The organism is Nonomuraea indica (genome assembly GCF_002850745.1).
GTDB classification, from domain to species: domain Bacteria; phylum Actinomycetota; class Actinomycetes; order Streptosporangiales; family Streptosporangiaceae; genus Nonomuraea; species Nonomuraea indica.
This window is the reverse complement of the sequence record NZ_KZ559473.1, coordinates 322,062-337,098: the sequence shown is the minus strand read 5'-3', so window position 1 is coordinate 337,098 and position 15,037 is coordinate 322,062. Positions and strand designations below refer to the sequence as shown.

At 73.1% G+C, this 15,037-nt stretch carries 17 protein-coding genes; 9 read left to right on the top strand and 8 right to left on the bottom strand.

Going from position 1 to position 15,037, the window contains the following annotated elements; all coding sequences use genetic code 11:
• Positions 1–36 precede the first annotated feature (36 nt).
• Both CXR44_RS22150 and CXR44_RS22145 read right to left on the bottom strand, forming a co-directional pair.
• Positions 37–963 (bottom strand): nucleoside hydrolase, encoded by a 927-nt coding sequence (locus tag CXR44_RS22150; RefSeq protein ID WP_101788073.1) that lies wholly within the window; start codon positions 961–963, stop codon positions 37–39.
• A 260-nt stretch (positions 964–1,223) separates the two neighbouring features.
• Entirely contained in the window at positions 1,224–1,616 is a 393-nt protein-coding gene (locus CXR44_RS22145) for an OsmC family protein (RefSeq protein ID WP_101787988.1), read from the bottom strand.
• 122 nt (positions 1,617–1,738) lie between these two features.
• Between CXR44_RS22145 and CXR44_RS22140 the strand changes: the two genes are divergently transcribed.
• The gene (locus CXR44_RS22140; protein ID WP_101787987.1) at positions 1,739–2,512 is read left to right on the top strand and encodes an FAD:protein FMN transferase; all 774 of its coding nucleotides are present in this window, start codon (positions 1,739–1,741) and stop codon (positions 2,510–2,512) included.
• 14 nt (positions 2,513–2,526) lie between these two features.
• Here CXR44_RS22140 and CXR44_RS22135 read toward each other — a convergent pair whose 3' ends face one another.
• A complete protein-coding gene (locus CXR44_RS22135; RefSeq protein ID WP_101787986.1) occupies positions 2,527–2,802 on the bottom strand; it encodes a hypothetical protein in 276 nt (91 codons plus the stop codon).
• Positions 2,803–2,943: 141 nt separating this feature from the next.
• Between CXR44_RS22135 and CXR44_RS22130 the strand changes: the two genes are divergently transcribed.
• Complete coding sequence (locus CXR44_RS22130) at positions 2,944–3,324, top strand: phage holin family protein (RefSeq protein ID WP_101787985.1); 381 nt, start codon at positions 2,944–2,946, stop codon at positions 3,322–3,324.
• A 13-nt stretch (positions 3,325–3,337) separates the two neighbouring features.
• Here the strand turns inward: CXR44_RS22130 and CXR44_RS22125 are convergent, their stop codons facing one another.
• The gene (locus CXR44_RS22125) at positions 3,338–4,303 is read right to left on the bottom strand and encodes a LacI family DNA-binding transcriptional regulator (RefSeq protein WP_245899316.1); all 966 of its coding nucleotides are present in this window, start codon (positions 4,301–4,303) and stop codon (positions 3,338–3,340) included.
• Positions 4,304–4,520: 217 nt separating this feature from the next.
• On the opposite strand from CXR44_RS22125, the gene CXR44_RS22120 reads away from it, so the two are divergent.
• Both CXR44_RS22120 and CXR44_RS22115 read left to right on the top strand, forming a co-directional pair.
• Positions 4,521–5,387, top strand: a complete 867-nt coding sequence (locus CXR44_RS22120) for an amidohydrolase family protein (protein ID WP_101788072.1) — start codon at positions 4,521–4,523, stop codon at positions 5,385–5,387.
• The gene (locus tag CXR44_RS22115; protein WP_245899315.1) at positions 5,384–5,983 is read left to right on the top strand and encodes a cysteine dioxygenase; all 600 of its coding nucleotides are present in this window, start codon (positions 5,384–5,386) and stop codon (positions 5,981–5,983) included. Before CXR44_RS22120 ends, CXR44_RS22115 begins: the two co-directional genes overlap by 4 nt.
• On the opposite strand, the gene CXR44_RS22110 is transcribed toward CXR44_RS22115, so the two are convergent.
• The 3 genes from CXR44_RS22110 to CXR44_RS22100 all read right to left on the bottom strand — a co-directional run bounded on the left by CXR44_RS22110 (position 5,961) and on the right by CXR44_RS22100 (position 8,346).
• A complete protein-coding gene (locus CXR44_RS22110) occupies positions 5,961–6,620 on the bottom strand; it encodes a (2Fe-2S)-binding protein (protein WP_101787983.1) in 660 nt (219 codons plus the stop codon). The genes CXR44_RS22115 and CXR44_RS22110 overlap by 23 nt on opposite strands.
• Positions 6,621–6,698: 78 nt before the next feature.
• Entirely contained in the window at positions 6,699–7,175 is a 477-nt protein-coding gene (locus CXR44_RS22105) for a DUF6640 family protein (RefSeq protein WP_219601943.1), read from the bottom strand.
• 67 nt (positions 7,176–7,242) lie between these two features.
• Positions 7,243–8,346, bottom strand: a complete 1,104-nt coding sequence (locus CXR44_RS22100) for an FAD-dependent monooxygenase (protein ID WP_101787982.1) — start codon at positions 8,344–8,346, stop codon at positions 7,243–7,245.
• 183 nt (positions 8,347–8,529) lie between these two features.
• Here CXR44_RS22100 and CXR44_RS22095 point away from each other — a divergent pair, with 183 nt between their 5' ends.
• Complete coding sequence (locus tag CXR44_RS22095; protein WP_245899314.1) at positions 8,530–9,510, top strand: LacI family DNA-binding transcriptional regulator; 981 nt, start codon at positions 8,530–8,532, stop codon at positions 9,508–9,510.
• Here CXR44_RS22095 and CXR44_RS22090 read toward each other — a convergent pair.
• A complete protein-coding gene (locus CXR44_RS22090; RefSeq protein ID WP_245899313.1) occupies positions 9,476–10,726 on the bottom strand; it encodes an MFS transporter in 1,251 nt (416 codons plus the stop codon). The two genes, CXR44_RS22095 and CXR44_RS22090, sit on opposite strands and share 35 nt — an antisense overlap.
• Before the next feature lie 89 nt (positions 10,727–10,815).
• Here CXR44_RS22090 and CXR44_RS22085 point away from each other — a divergent pair, with 89 nt between their 5' ends.
• The 4 genes from CXR44_RS22085 (at position 10,816) to CXR44_RS22070 (ending at position 15,034) form a co-directional block, all read left to right on the top strand.
• Positions 10,816–11,820 (top strand): ArsR/SmtB family transcription factor, encoded by a 1,005-nt coding sequence (locus tag CXR44_RS22085; RefSeq protein WP_101787980.1) that lies wholly within the window; start codon positions 10,816–10,818, stop codon positions 11,818–11,820.
• Positions 11,821–11,927: 107 nt separating this feature from the next.
• Positions 11,928–12,890 (top strand): sugar-binding transcriptional regulator, encoded by a 963-nt coding sequence (locus tag CXR44_RS22080; protein ID WP_101788069.1) that lies wholly within the window; start codon positions 11,928–11,930, stop codon positions 12,888–12,890.
• Positions 12,891–13,093: 203 nt separating this feature from the next.
• Complete coding sequence (locus CXR44_RS22075) at positions 13,094–14,188, top strand: ABC transporter substrate-binding protein (RefSeq protein ID WP_101787979.1); 1,095 nt, start codon at positions 13,094–13,096, stop codon at positions 14,186–14,188.
• A gap of 15 nt (positions 14,189–14,203) precedes the next feature.
• Entirely contained in the window at positions 14,204–15,034 is an 831-nt protein-coding gene (locus CXR44_RS22070; RefSeq protein WP_101787978.1) for an ATP-binding cassette domain-containing protein, read from the top strand.
• The last annotated feature ends 3 nt before the right edge of the window (positions 15,035–15,037 follow it).

Sequence of the window (15,037 nt, the reverse complement as noted above, 5' to 3'; positions counted from 1 at the left end):
TGTAACTGTAGCAGCCGCCGCGCACCACTCGCACACTCAGCCGAGCCGGGAGGCCACCCGCCCGTACGCCTCCAGCACCAGATCCCAGAACCGGTCCACCTGGAGGGCCGTCGCCACCAGGGCGTTCGCCGGCCGGCCGCGCAGTTCGAAGTCGGTCACGGTCATCCCCGAGGTGTACAGACCGGCCGTCTCGACGTGCACCACCGCGGGCACGCAGGTGAACAGTGACGGGTCCAGCACGTACGCGACGGCGCAGGCGTCGTGGACGGCCGGGCCGCCCTCGGCCGTGACCATGCCGTAGGAGGTGGCGGCCGGGACCAGGAGGTCGGCGGCCAGCCGGCCGAGCGGGCGCATCCGCTCCAGGATTCCTTCGGTCACCAGGGCGGTCAGGGTCACGTCGAGGCCGAGCATCGTCACGGTCCAGCCGGCGTCGAAGACGATGGAGGCCGCCTCCGGGTCGGCGAGCATGTTGAACTCGGCGGCCGGGTTGTGGTTGCCGCGCGTGTAGGTGCCGCCCATGAGGACGAAGTCGCGGGCCCACTCGACGATGCGCGGCTCCCTGCGTACGGCGAGGGCGATGTTGGTCAGCGGGCCGGTGGCGGCGAGCGTGATCTCGCCCGGCGCGGCGCGCAGGGTGTCGACGATGAAGTCCACGGCGTGGCCGTCGCCGGCGACGCGGGTGGGCGGCGGCAGGACGGCGTCGCCGAGGCCGGTGGAGCCGTGCACGTGGGCGGCGCGGACCGTGTGCCGCAGCAGCGCGCCGGCGCTGCCCGGGAACACCGGGACGTCGCCGAGCCGCAGGAACTCCCGGAGCGCCAGGGCGTTGCGCGTCGTCTGGTCGAGATCGACGTTCCCGCCGACGGTGGTGATCCCGACGATCTCCAGGGAGGGGGAGCCGCCGGCCAGGGCGAGCGCGAGCGCGTCGTCGATGCCGGGATCACAGTCGATGAGGAGCTTTGTCACGAACTGCACCCTACGCAGGTCCGGACATGAGTCGGGGCCGGGCAGTTCCCCCAAAGCTGCCCGGCCCCGATCGAAGGCGGTCCAGGCCGGCGATTCCCCCAAAACGCCGGCGGTCCCGCACTGCGGACCACGGTCCCCCTCCGCGTCCGCCTCGGTAAAAGCCTCTGCAGGCCAGTCGCTGTGCTCCCGACCTGCCTCGACATTACCGAGACGAATGCAACGGACGCGTCATAACGGGGTCGAATATCGGCCTAATCGGGCTACGAAAGCTCCAAACGGACCTCCGTGCCCTCCGTAAGGGTGCGACTGACCGTGCAGTACTTGTCATGCACCCGCTGCGCGACCGACCGGTAGACCTGGTCGGCCGCCTCCGACGGCAGCTCGACATCGTAGGTGATCGTCACCGGGCCGAGCAGGTTGGGCTCGACCTTGTCCGCCGCCACGGTCATCGCCAGGCGCACCAGCCGGTGACCGCGCTGGGCCGTGAGCGGCTCCACGGTCACGATGTTGCACCCGCCGACCGCCGCCAGCAGCAGCTCGACCGGCGTGAACACGCCGTCCTCGTCGCCGCCGCCCATGCGCACCTCGGCGCCCCGGTCGTTCGTCGCCCTGAATCCGCCGTCGTCGGTCCGCTCCACACGCACGTTCGCCATGACCCAGACCCTACTCATCCGCCCGTACGGCGGCTGCCGGGCATCCCCCCTGTTGTCGGGTGAGCGGCTTAGCGGGACATTACGGCCGTTGTGCGACGGTGGACAGCGGACAAGGAGGCACGGTGACGACTTTCCCCGGAACCATCCGCGCCGAGACGGTCGGCGGCATGCCCGTGAGCGTGGACATCCGCACGGCGCTGCCCCGCCGGGAGCTGGCGCCGCTGCTCGACGACGCCTTCGCCTGGCTGCGGTGGGTGGACGAGACGTTCAACCCGGTCCACGAGGACAGCCAGATCGGCCGGCTCAACCGCGGGCGCACCATCGAGCAGATCCCCGAGCTGGTCGAGGTGCTGCACCGCTGCGACGAGCTGAGCGAGCGCACCGGCGGATGGTTCGAGGCGCGGATCAACGGCGTCATCGACCCGTCCGGATACATCAAGGGGTGGGCCCTGGAGCGGCTGTCCCGTGCGCTGACCAACGCCGGCGCCGTGGACCACCGCCTCGACGCGGGTGGCGACATCAGGCTGCGCGGCTCGGCCGCGCCGGGCCGGCCGTGGCGGACCGCCGTCCGCGATCCGCGCTCGGGGCTGGTCCGCAGGACGGTCACGGCGCACGACCTCGCCCTCGCCACCTCGGGCCGCGCCCCGGTGCTGGACCCGCGGACGGGCGGGCGCCGGTCCTGGCCGGGCTCGGTCACGGTGGCCGGGCCCGACCTCGGGGTCGCGGACGCGTACGCCACCGCCATGTACGCCATGGGACCGGTCGCGGCCAGGCGGTTCGCCGCCGAGCTGGCCGAGTCGGAGCCGTACCAGACGCTGATCATCGGCCGTGACGGCAGGGAGGTCGCCACGCCGGGCTTCGCGGTGTACACGGCGGCGGACCGCCTGGCCGGGTAGGCCCGGTCCGGGGGTCAGGCGTCCGGATGCCTGGACAGGTAGTCGATGTAGACGGGCCGCAGGGCGTCGCCGAGATCTCCCTCGCCCGCGGCGAGGGCGTCGCTCAGCAGGGCCGACACCCGGCTGAGGTCGGCGGTCGTCTCGGTCTCGTGCCCGGACGCCGCCTCGGCCGCGGGGATGATCTTCAGCAGGTTCCACAGGAAGCCGACGTCCCCGTGGCGAACGGCGTAGCGGACCGCACGGTCGTGCAGCTCGCCGGCGGGCAGTGACTCCAGTCCCTCGGTGCTCATCTCGTTTGCCTCCCGGGCCCCTCTTTCCCTCGTTGCCCAGCCGATAACGCCCCCTTCGGCGGCACGGACGGCCGGGAACGCGCGAGCGGCGCGCCGGGTGGGCTATCCGAACGCCAGGCCCCAGTGGGAGGATCATCCAGCGTGAGATTCATCATCAGAACCCTCGCGGCCGCGGCCGCGCTGTGGGTAGCCGTCCAGCTCCTCGATGGCATCGAGGTCACCGCACCGGCGAACTCCGCCACCTACTGGGGCACGCTGCTCGTCGTCGCGCTGATCTTCGGCCTGATCAACGCCATCGTGAAGCCGATCGTCAAGACGCTCGGCTGCGCGATCATCGTGCTCACGCTCGGGTTGTTCCTGCTCGTCATCAACGCGGGCATGCTGCTGCTGACCAGCTGGATCGCGGGGCAGCTCGACATCCCCTTCCACGTCGACGACTTCTATCCGGCCGCCTTCTGGGGCGCGATCATCATCAGCGTGGTGAGCTGGCTGCTCGGGTTGTTCATCCCCGACGGCGACTGAGCCCTCGCACCGCTCACGCCCCGGGCGGGCCGGCGACCGAGCCGCGTTCGCGCAGGGTGGGCTGCTGGACGACGCGGCGGCGGCGGACCGCGCCGTCGGCCGCCGCCGACACCAGGCGCACCGCGGCCCGCACGATGCCGTCGATGTCCCAGTCGACCGTGGTGAGTCCCGGAGTGAGCAGCCCCGACATGGGGTGGTCGTCGTAGCCCATCACGGAGACGTCGCCGGGGATGGACAGCCCCAGCTCGGCCGCCGCCGCGTAGACGCCGTAGGCGATGGAGTCGGCGAAGCAGAACACGGCGCTCGGCCGGACGTCGCTCAGCACGTGGTGGGCGACCTTCGTGGCGGCGGCGAGCCCGTGGGGAGCGGTGGCGACCGTGATGTCGAGACCGAGCCGGTCGGCCTCGGCCGTCACGAGCACGTCGGCCGGACGGTCGGGGGTGCTGGCCCGGGTGGGGGTGAGCACGCAGACGCGCCGGTGTCCGAGCCCACGCAGGTGCTCCAGCGCGAGCGTGACGCCGCGGCGGTTGTCGAAGACGACCTCGCCCGCGGTGCCGGCCAGCGAGTCGCCGATCGCGACCACGGGCACCGACTCGCACAGCTCCGGCCAGAACGCCGCGGCGGGGTCGAGCGGCTGCACGATCATGCCGTCGACCCGCTGGTCGCGTAGCTGCTGGGCGAGGGCGCGCTCGCGGGCCGGGTCGCCGACGGCGTCGAGGATGAGGGCGTAGCGGTCCTTCTCCCTCAGCCCTCGGCTGATGCCGACGGCGAGCGACTGCTGCCAGAGGTCCTCGAGGGAGCCGCAGAGCAACCCGATCATGCCGGTGCGCCCGCTGGCCAGCGCCCTGGCGATGGGGTCGGCCTCGTAGCCGAGCTCGGCTGCGGCGGCGCGGACCCGCTCCATGGTCTCCTCCGAGACCTGCATTCCGCGCAGCGCGTAGGAGACGGCCGCGGGAGACAGCCCTGTAGCGCGGGCCACTTCCCGGATCGTCGCTCTCTTCCGGGGCATCGACCCAGCCTATTGCGTGACGCCGACACTTTCGGGAAAGCCGTCGTACCGGCTCGGCCCGGCATTGACACGCAGGCAGGTGAAGCGGTTCACTGAACCGCATCACTGAACCGTTTCACAAGGGCAGGTTCGAAGATCCGCTAGCATTGCCTATAAAGTCGGTAGGAAATGCAGGGAGGTGACGCGCATGACCATCGACGTGCACCAGCACGTGTGGACCCCGGCCTTCGTCGAGGCGCTGCGTGCCCGGCGGACGCCACCCCGCCTGGACGGCTGGACGCTGCTGCTCGACGGCGAACCTCCCTACGAGGTGGACCCGGCCGACCACGCGTCCCGCGACACCACCGGGCTGGAGCTGGCCCTGGTGTCCCTGTCCAGCCCCCTCGGGGTGGAGTTCCTGCCGCCCGAGGAGGCGTGGCCGGTCATCGACGCCTTCCACGAGGGCGCGCTGGGCCTCGGCGAGCCGTTCGGCGCCTGGGCCGCCACCTGCCACAGCGAGCCCGACCCCGGCCGCCTCGCGGCGGACCTCGACCGGGGCTTCGCCGGGCTCCAGATCCCGGCGACGGCCCATCCGGACGACCGGCTGCTGGAGGTGCTCACCGCGCGCGACCTGCCGCTCTTCGTCCACCCCGGCCCGGCGCATGCCCCCGCGCACCCGGCCGCGCCGCCGTGGTGGCCCGCCCTCGTGCCGTACGTGCAGCAGATGCACGCGGCCTGGTACCACTTCCACGCCGTCGTCCGCCCCAGGCACCCGAAGCTGCGCGTGTGCTTCGCGCTGCTCGCGGGGCTGGCGCCCCTGCACACCGAACGGCTGCTCGCCAGAGGCGGCGCCGGCCGCGGCCGGGTCGATCCGGACTGCTACGTGGAGACCTCCTCCTACGGCCCGCGCGCGATCGACGCGGTCGTCCGCGAGCTCGGCGTCGACGTCGTCGTCAACGGCTCCGACGCCCCCTACGCCACCGCACCCGAGCCCGGACTCGGCGAGGCCGCCTCGCACGCGATCCGGGTCGTCAACCCCCGTCGTCTACTCGGTAGAAAGGAGACACTCACGTGACCGAGGCCGCCCAGCCGACCATCGAGCACAGCCGTCCCATCCAGGACGAGAGCCTGTGCGCCGACCTCCCGGAGCGCACGCTCGACCGGCGCGAGCTGCGCGCCCTGGTCGACGATCTCGCCGCCCGCCCGCAGGAGTGGGCCGAGCACGTGGCCTTCCCGGAGGAGGGCGGACGCCACTACGCCTCGCTGCACCGGGACGCGTACGTGGACGTCTGGCTGCTGTGCTGGCGTCCCGAGGACGACACCGGCTGGCACGACCACGACGTCTCCTCCGGCGCGGTGCGCGTGGTGCGGGGCGCGCTGCTCGAGTGCAACCCGCGCATCGGCGGCGAGCACCTGGAGACGGTGGTGGCGGAGGGACAGTCGTTCTCGTTCGGGCCGGACCACATCCACCGGCTGACGGGCGCGGTGCACGGCAGCGTCTCGATCCACGCGTACTCGCCGCCGCTGTGGCGGCTCGGCCAGTACTCCATCGACGGCACCGGCGTGATGCGCCGCGTCTCGGTGAGCTACGCGGACGAGCTGCGCCCGCTCGACCCGGAGCCGCAGGCTCCGCAGGTTGGGCCGCCGGCTAGGGACGAGGCCGTGGCCTGAGCACGCAGCAGCTTCCGCAGGCGTCCGCCCCGGGCAGGGTGACCCACAGGCAGCACGTCCTGCGGAAGTAGCCGTCGCCGTGCGGCTCGATCAGCCCGTCGACGGGCTTGCCCACCTGGCGCAGCAGCTCCATGAAGTCGCCGGGCACCACGCCGGTCAGCGGGTGGGCCAGCGCCTCGGCGGTCGAGCCCCACAGCGTCCGCTCACCCACCTTGGCCAGCGAGGCGAGGACGCGGACGAGGGGCGCCTGCGACTCGGCCAGCGCCCGGGAGATGGCCGCGGCGCCGGTGCCCCACTCCAGCCGGGAGGCCGCGATGGTCACGCCGGCCTCGGAGACCTTGAAGTAGGTGTCGTCCAGCGGCATGAGGGGGATCGGCGCGTCGAGCGCCCAGCCGAGCGCCATCGGCATCGTGTGCCAGTAGGCGTAGGTCTTCCAGAACAGCGCCGCGCCGACGTGGCGCGGGGCCTTCCAGCGCGCGGCCGTCTGGTCGGCCAGCTCGCCCAGCAGCGCGTACGGCTCGCGCAACAGGTCGGCGGCCGAGGTCCAGGTGTCGTCCGGCGAGACGGTCAGCCCGGGCGCCAGCCCGATCACGCCGCCACGCTCCGCGGCCACTCGGTCGAGCACGTCGGTCACCACGCCGGAAGCCCCTTCGCCGTTGCCGTAGGTAAGCCTTACCTAAGGTAGCAGGATTCCCCGTGGACGCCGCAACATGCGTCACAAAGCGGCATTCGCCGCGCGGATGCGCTCAGAGCCGGACACCAGGGTCCACGGGCCCGCGCGCCACCGCGACCGCCGCGCCCAGCAGGACCAGGAGCAGGGCGACCGCCATGAAGACCTGCCCGTGCAGGCGAGGACGAAAACGGTCCGGCCGGCGAACTCCGGGTCGTGGGTGGCGGCGCCCGGGAACAGCAGCGCGCCGAGCATGCCGAGCCAGGGAGTGGCCAGGATCGCCGTGGCGCACAGCAGCCGGCCACGCGCGCCCCCGCCTCGCCGCAGGGCGAGCGCCAGGCCGATGAGGCCGAGGAGCACGGTCATGACCATGTACTGGGCGTCGTGGAACTTGGCGTGGGGCGGCCAGCCGGGGTTGAAGGCGTGCTGCGCCGCCAGATCGGGGATGACGAGGTCGGCCAGCACGGCGCTGCTCGCGGTGACCGCTCCGACCAGGACGATCAGAGTCCGCGGGAGGGGCATGAGAAGCCTTTCTGCGTCGGGGCTCTCGGCCGTCGCGCCGGGCGCGGCGGCCGGGCCGGCTGAGGTGTCAGGGCGTCCAGGTGTAGGCGGGGGTGAGCGAGCGCTCGAACACCTTGCGGGGCACGAGGGGGACGGCCGCGTCGCGCAGGGTGGTCAGCAGCGCGGACGTCCAGTGCGCCGGGGCGCCGGCCTGGCGGGAGCGGCGGGCGATCAGCTGGGTCCGCGGCCTGCGGGCGCCGTCGTAGGCCGCCAGCCCCTCGGGGACGCCGAGGGTGTCCACGGCCTTGGCGAGCGTGACGGCGTCCTCCATCGCCTGGCAGGCGCCCTGCCCCAGGTTGGGGGTCATGGCATGCGCGGCGTCACCGAGGACGGCGGCCTTCCCCGAGACGTAGCAGGGCAGGTCCGGCAGCTCGTGGGTGTCGTGTTGCAGCACCGTCTCCCGCTCCGCGGAGTCCAGCAGGGCGGGGATGGGGTCGTGCCAGTCCGCGAAGCGCCGGCGCAGCTCGTCCAGACCGATGCGCGAACCGGCGGGGGCGTTGGCCATCAGGTAGCAGTAGACGCGCCCGTCCGGCATCGGCACGTGCCCGAACCGGGCGCCTCTCCCCCACGTCTCCACGCTCCCCTCGACGGCCCGGGGCGGGGCGATGAGGCGCCAGGTGGTGTATCCGACGTAGCGCGGCCCGGGCAGGTGCGGCCAGAGCGAGCGCCGGGTCACGCTGTGCACGCCGTCGGCGCCCACCACGAGGTCCGCGGTGGAGGTGCCGCCGCTGTGGACGACCGTGCCGTCGGGCCGTACGGCGCGCACGTCGGTGCCCGGCCGCAGGACCTGCGCGGGCACGGCCCGGCGCAGCAGGTCGACGAGCGCGGCCCGGTGCACGGTCACCCACGGGCCGAAGCGGCGCCGGAGGTCGTCGACGTCGTTGCGGACCAGCCAGCCGCCGTCGGTGCGGCGGATGCCCGCGGGCGGGCCGGCCGGGCAGCCGGCGCGCAGGCCGTCGCCGAGGCCGAGGGCGTCCAGGGCCCGCAGGCCGTTGGGCTGGATGGCCAGTCCGGCGCCGACCTCGGTGAACTCGGGGGCGCGTTCCAGCACCTCCACCTGCCAGCCGCGCTGGTGGAGGGCGACGGCCGCGGTCAGCCCGCCGATCCCGCCGCCCACGATGATCGCTTTCACTGCAGATCCTCCCTGACGTGGTCGCGGCGTGCCAGGGCCCGGCAGGAACCCCGCTCACCTACGATCCATAAGTTTGCTTAGAGGCATTAAGAAAACATAGATGCCCTAAGACGTCAAGCTGTACTCTCAGGGAGGAAGGGTGACAACGTTGTCCATGTGAGCGGCATGGGACATGATCCAGGCGTGAGACCGACGATGAAGGACGTCGCCTCGGCCGCCGGCGTGGCGCTGAAGACCGTGTCACGAGTGGTGAACGGCGAGCCCGGCGTCCACCCCGGCACGGCCGAACGGGTGCGCGAGGCCATCGAGCGGCTGGGCTACAGCCGCAACGAGAGCGCGCGCGTGCTGCGCCGGGGCCGGACGTCCACCGTCGGCCTGGTCATCGAGGACCTGGCCGACCCCTTCTACTCGGTGCTCGGCCGCGCGGTCGAGGACGTCACCACCGCGCACGGCTGCCTGCTGCTCAGCGGGTCGTCCAACGAGGACCCGGTCCGGGAGCGGGAGCTGATCCGCACGTTCTGCGCGCGCCGGGTGGACGGGCTGATCGTCGTGCCGGCCGGCGAGGACCACTCCTTCCTGCGTCCGGAGCTGGACGCGGGCACGCCCGCCGTCTTCGTCGACCGGCCGCCCGGCCCCGGCGTGGACGTCGACACCGTGCTCTGCGACAACGCCGGAGGCGCCCGGCTGGCCACCCGGCACCTGCTCGCCCACGGCCATCGCCGGATCGCCTTCCTCGGCGACCGGCCGTCGATCCACACCGCCGCCCGGCGGCTGCACGGCTACCGCGCGGCGCTGGGCCGCCTGTTCGACGAGCGTCTCGTGTCGATGCGCGCTCCCGTCCCTCGGGACGTGCGCGCCGACCTCGACCGGATGCTCGCCCTGGACAGCCCGCCGACGGCGCTGTTCACCGGCAACGGCAGGATCACGATGACCGCGCTGCGCGCGCTGGAGGGCAGGCGGATGGCGCTGGTCGGGTTCGACGACTTCGAGCTCGCCGACCTGCTGCGCCCGGGGGTGACCGTGGTGGCGCAGGACCCCACCTCGATGGGCGGGCTCGCGGCCGAGCTGCTGTTCCGCCGGCTGTCGGGCGACACCGGTCCGGCCGAGCACCTGCGGCTGCCGGTCCGCGTCATCCGGCGCGGCTCGGGCGAGCTTCCTCCCTGACCGGCGCCGGGCGCTCCGGGCGGAGCACCCCGGCGAGGGCGAGGGCCACCACCACGCCCGTCCCACCGGCGAGCGCGATCGCCGGCCCCGGTCCGGTCAGCTCGCCGACGACTCCCACCAGGGCCGCCCCCGCCGCCTGCCCCGACATCAGGCCCGCCGACAGCAGCCCGAACGCCTGCCCGCGCACCTCCTCCGGCACCGCGTCCACGAACCGCCGCTGCAGCCCGAGCTGGTACGCCAGCCCCGCCGCCGCCACCCCCGCGATCACCGCCGCCCAGCCCACGCCGGGCCCGGCGGCGAAGGCCGGCCACGGCAGCCCCAGCAGCACGGCCAGCGGCAGCGACAGCCGCTCGCGCAACGCGGGCGAGGCGAACCTGCCCACCGCGAACTCCCCCGCCGCCATCCCCACGGCCGCCATCGCCAGCACCAGGCCGGCCTGCCCCTGCCCGCCCAGGTACGGCACGACCATCGCCTCGGCGCCGGCCACGCACGCGGCGGGCAACCAGGAGGCCAGCAGCAGCCCGCGTACGCGCCGGTCGGCCAGCAGCCGGCCGTTGACCCGCAGCGTCTCCCCCACCGTCCCCCGCAGCGCGCCGCTCGGCCCGCCCGCCCCGCCGGCCACGCCGCGCGCGGGCCGGCGCGGCAGGCCGTGGCGGAGCACCGCGGCGGCCACCGCCGACAGGCCGGCCGTCACCGCGAGCGCCCCGCCCGGCCCCACCGCGGCCAGGAAGGCGCCGCCCACGGCCAGTCCCGCGACCTGCGCCGCGGCCGAGGTGACGCCCATGAGGGAGCGGCCGAGCACGAAGGCATCCCCGGGCAGCACGTCCGGCAGCAGCGCGGTGCGCGCCGCGCCGAACACCGGCGAGAACAGTCCGGTGACCAGGACCAGGCCGATCATCGCCCACACCGGCAGCCCCGCGTAGGCCAGCAGCAGGCAGGTGACCAGCCGCACCAGTTCCCCGGCGACCATCAACGCCCGCGACGGCAGCCGGTCGGCCAGCGACAGCAGGAACAGCCCGCCGGCGATGTAGGGCAGCCAGCCCGCCATGTACGCGGCGGCCGACAGACCGGGCGAGCCCGTCTGCGCGTACACCAGCACCGACAGGGCCAGCATCTTGACGGAGTCGCCGGCGATCATCAGCGCGAAGCTGCCGAACAGGACCCTGAACTCCCGGACGGCGAACACCTCGCCGAAGGTGGCCCCTCGCTCGCTCACGCCACGCCCTCCCCATCCCGTCTGCCGGACAGGACCGATGCTCGGGGAGCACCCGCGAACCAGTCGAACGTTTCGGATATAACCGAAAGGTGTTCCGGATTGAGGTCACGCCGCAGGACGTGGCGGCCAGCAGGTTCGCCATCTCGCCGCTGATCGAGACCATGCACGCGCACTGGGTCCTCGCGGGCCGGATCGAGGCGGGCCCGCACCGGGCCTGGGCCGAGCGGTGGCGAGGACCGTACCTCCGGCTGGAGCGCGCGCATCCCGCGCTGCGGGCCACCGCGGCGATCACCGGGGTGAAGGGCGACAACGTGGACTTCGTCGCGCCCCCGCCGTCCGGGGTGGGGGTGCCGTTCGAGACGGAGCTGGCCACGATGCGCGCGACACCGGTGGAGCAGGCGCACGCGGAGATCGCCTCGGTGCTGGCGAGCCGGCCTCCCGTCCCGGGCTGGGCCAGGGAGCTGCTGCTGGGCCCGGACGTCGTGCGGCTGCTCGCCCAGGCATGGGAGGCGCTGTGGACGGAGATCGTCTCCCGCGAGTGGCCGCGCCTGCACGCCCTGCTGGAACGCGACGTGGCGCGCCGGGCGGGGCGGCTGGCGGCGTACGGCTGGGCCGCGGCCCTGGAGGACCTGAGCCGGCAGGTGAGCTGGCACGACGACGGGCACATCGCGATCCGCATGCGCGGCGACACCGACCGCCCCGGCGCGCCGGACGAGTGGCGCCGGCTCGGCGGCCGGGGCCTGCTGTTCGTGCCGTCGGTGTTCAGCGGCACCGTCGGCGCCTACCTGGAGGACGCCTGGCCGTACGCGCTGGTCTACCCGGCGTGGGGTGTGGCGGCCGGACCGCCGGCCCCGCGCGGTACGGCACTGGCCGCCGTGCTGGGCCGCGGCCGGGCGCGCGTGCTGGCCGAGCTGGCCGTGCCCGCCACCACGACACACCTGGCCGCGCTGCTCGGGCAGAGCATCGGCACCACGGGCGGCCACCTCGCGGCGTTGCGCGGCGCGGGCCTGGTCACCGGGACGCGCACCGGGCGCAGCGTCCGCTACTCCCGCACGCCGCTGGGCGACGCCCTCGTGGCGGGCGCCCTGCCGTGAGGGGGGCGCGCGCGGACCTCGCTAGCCTGGATCTCGACGGCACGGAGGTATAGTCGGTGGGCATCGGTTCCGCACACCTGTTCACGGATGAGGGAGAGGGCGCGCGCATGAAGCCCGCCGACGTCGCACCTGAGCCCCAGGGGACCAGGTTCCCTCCGGAGCTGATGTACGCGGCCGCCTCGCAGTACTACCTGGAGGACGCCACACAGGCCGACATCGCCAAACGGCTGGGCGTCAGCCGCGCCACCGTGAGCCGCCTGCTCACCGAGGCGCGCAGGCACGGCATCGTCGAGATCAAGGTGCACCGCCCCTCCACGCTGGAGGAGGGCCCGCTCGCCGCCGACGTGGCCGAGGCCCTGGGCCTGGAGCGGGTCTACCTGGTGCCCAAGGTGAGCGGTCCGGCGCTGGGGCCGTGGCTGGCGCCCGGCCTGGCCAGGGCGCTCGCCGGCGTGGGGCTGGTCCCGGGCGACGTCGTGCTGGTGTCGTCGGGCAGCACGGTCTACGAGTGCGCCCGCGAGAGCCTCGGCCACTTCCCCGGCGTCACGATCGCGCCGGCCGTGGGCGGGCAGGAGGACCCGCAGCCCTGGTTCCAGACCAACGAGACCACCCGGCTGCTCGCCGAGCGGGTCGGCGGCGTGCCCGCCTACCTGTACGCGCCGGCCCTGCCCGGCCCCGAGCTGTTCTACTCCCTGCAGCACGAGCCGTCGGTGCGCAAGGTGATGGACCTGTGGGCGCACGCCAAGTGCGCGATCGTCGGCGTGGGGTCGCCGCCGCTGATGCGGCAGATCGTGCCCGCCTTCGTGCCGCGCTACGCCGACAGCCTGCGCCGCGCCGTGGGCGACGTGTGCTCGCGCTTCTACGACCGCGAGGGCCGGCCGGTGAGCTATCCGGGCAGCGAGCGGCTGGTGGCGACGGGTCTGGACGAGCTGCGCGACATCCCGTGCTCCATCGCGGTCGCGGTCGGCCCCGAGAAGGTCGTCTCGATCATCGCGGGCGCCCGGGGCGGCTACTTCAAGCGGCTCGTCACCGACGCGCTCACGGCCGAGAGCCTGCTCGCCGCCGTCGCCTGACCGGCCGGTCCCGGCTGCGGCGATCTACCTTTCCCGGACGAACAGCAGGTCACCCATGTCCGAACACTGTGAACACTTTTGCTGGACAAAGGTTCCGACCCCGCGCTAGCGTGAAGTGCACCACAACGCACCGCCGGGTGTGAGACGGCTCGGGGTGCGGCGCTTGGGGGAACTCAAGGACCCAGCAAGGTGAGGAACAACCCGTGAAAAGTGCGAAGAAGCGGACCTCGGCGTTCGCCGCAGCGGCGGTCGCCACCAGCGTGGCCCTGGCCGGATGCGGCTCCGGGACGGACTCGGGCGCCGGCGGCACCGGCTCGCCGGCCGCCGGCGGCGTGGAGAACGCCAAGGTGGCCTTCCTCATGCCCGACCTCGCCTCGACCAGGTACGAGCTTCAGGACAAGCCCCTGTTCGAGGCCAGGATGAAGCAGCTCTGCCCGAGCTGCACGGTCATCTACCAGAACGCCGACTCCGACGCCGCCAAGCAGCAGCAGCAGGTCAACTCGGCCCTCGCCCAGGGCGTCAAGGCGATCGTCCTCGACCCCGTCGACTCCGCCGCCGCGGCCACCATCGTCCAGACCGCCCAGTCGCAGCAGGTGCCGGTCATCGCCTACGACCGGCCCATCCCGGACAAGCCCGCCGACTACTACGTCTCGTTCGACAACGAGAAGATCGGCGCGATGATCGCCCAGTCGCTGGTCGACCACCTCAAGGAGCAGAACGCCGAGGGCGGGCTCCTGGAGGTCAACGGCTCCCCGACGGACGCCGCGGCCGGTCTGATCAAGAAGGGCATCCACAGCGCGATCGACCCGAGCGGCTTCAAGCTGCTCGCCGAGTACGACACCCCCGACTGGCAGCCGGAGAAGGCGCAGACCTGGGTGAGCGGCCAGATCACCCGCTTCCGCGACCAGATCGCGGGCGTGGTGGCGGCCAACGACGGCACCGGCGGCGGCGCCATCGCCGCGTTCAAGGCCGCCGGGGTGAAGGTGCCGCCGGTGACCGGCAACGACGCCGAGCTGGCGGCGGCCCAGCGCATCATCGCCGGCGACCAGTACAACACCATCTCCAAGCCGATCAAGATCGTGGCCGAGGCGTCGGCGAACATCGCCTACGAGTTCATGCAGGGCAAGAAGCCGGCCGGCAAGACCACGCTCTACAACACCCCGTCCGAGTTGTTCGTCCCCACGGTCGTGACCAGGGAGAACATCAAGGAGGTGCTGTTCGAGAGCGGGATCATGAAGGCCGCCGAGGCGTGCACGGGAGAGTACGCCAAGGGCTGCGCCGAGCTCGGCATCCAGTAGACCCCGGGAGTCCCGTTGACCTCCACCCAGCAAGCGGCCGAGCAGCGGACGGACGGCGTCGTCCTGTCCCTGCGCGGCATCAGCAAGCACTTCGGCGCCGTGGCCGCGCTGACCGACGTGGACCTGGACGTGCCGGCCGGGCACGTCGTGGCGGTCGTCGGCGACAACGGCGCCGGCAAGTCGACGTTGGTGAAGATCCTGTCGGGGGTGCATCCGCCGGACTCGGGCACGATCTGCTTCGACGCGAAGGAGGTCTCCATCCCGACCCCGGCGGCGGCCCACCGGCTCGGCATCGCCACCGTCTTCCAGGACCTCGCGCTGTGCGAGAACCTCAACGTGATCCAGAACCTGTTCCTGGGCCAGGAGGTCCGCCCGCTCCGCCTGAACGAGGTGGAGATGGAGACCCGCTCGTGGGACCTGCTCCGCCAGCTCTCGGCGAAGATCCCCAGCGTGCGGGTGCCGGTCGCGTCGCTGTCCGGCGGCCAGCGGCAGACGGTCGCGATCGCCAGGTCGCTGCTCGGCGAGCCGAAGGTCATCATCCTCGACGAGCCCACGGCCGCCCTCGGCGTCGCGCAGACCGCCGAGGTGCTCAACCTGGTCGAACGGCTCCGCGAGCATGGCCTCGGCGTCATCATGATCAGCCACAACATGGCGGACGTGAAGGCCGTGGCCGACACCGTGGCGGTGCTCAGGCTCGGGCGCAACAACGGGGTGTTCCCGGTGGCCGACGTGTCCACCGAGGACATCATCGCCGCGATCACCGGTGCCACCGACAACGCCGTGTCCCAGCGGAACGAGCGCAGCCAGGCGCGGCAGGCGCGGGACAAGGAAGGGCTCTCCTCGTGAACA

Coding starts and splice junctions, on each gene's coding strand:
- CXR44_RS22080 (WP_101788069.1), top strand. CDS start 11,928: ATGAAGCCCGCCGACGTCGCACCTGAGCCCCAGGGGACCAGGTTCCCT.
- CXR44_RS22145 (WP_101787988.1), bottom strand. CDS start 1,616: ATGGCGAACGTGCGTGTGGAGCGGACCGACGACGGCGGATTCAGGGCG.
- CXR44_RS22105 (WP_219601943.1), bottom strand. CDS start 7,175: ATGCCCCTCCCGCGGACTCTGATCGTCCTGGTCGGAGCGGTCACCGCG.
- CXR44_RS22135 (WP_101787986.1), bottom strand. CDS start 2,802: ATGAGCACCGAGGGACTGGAGTCACTGCCCGCCGGCGAGCTGCACGAC.
- CXR44_RS22120 (WP_101788072.1), top strand. CDS start 4,521: ATGACCATCGACGTGCACCAGCACGTGTGGACCCCGGCCTTCGTCGAG.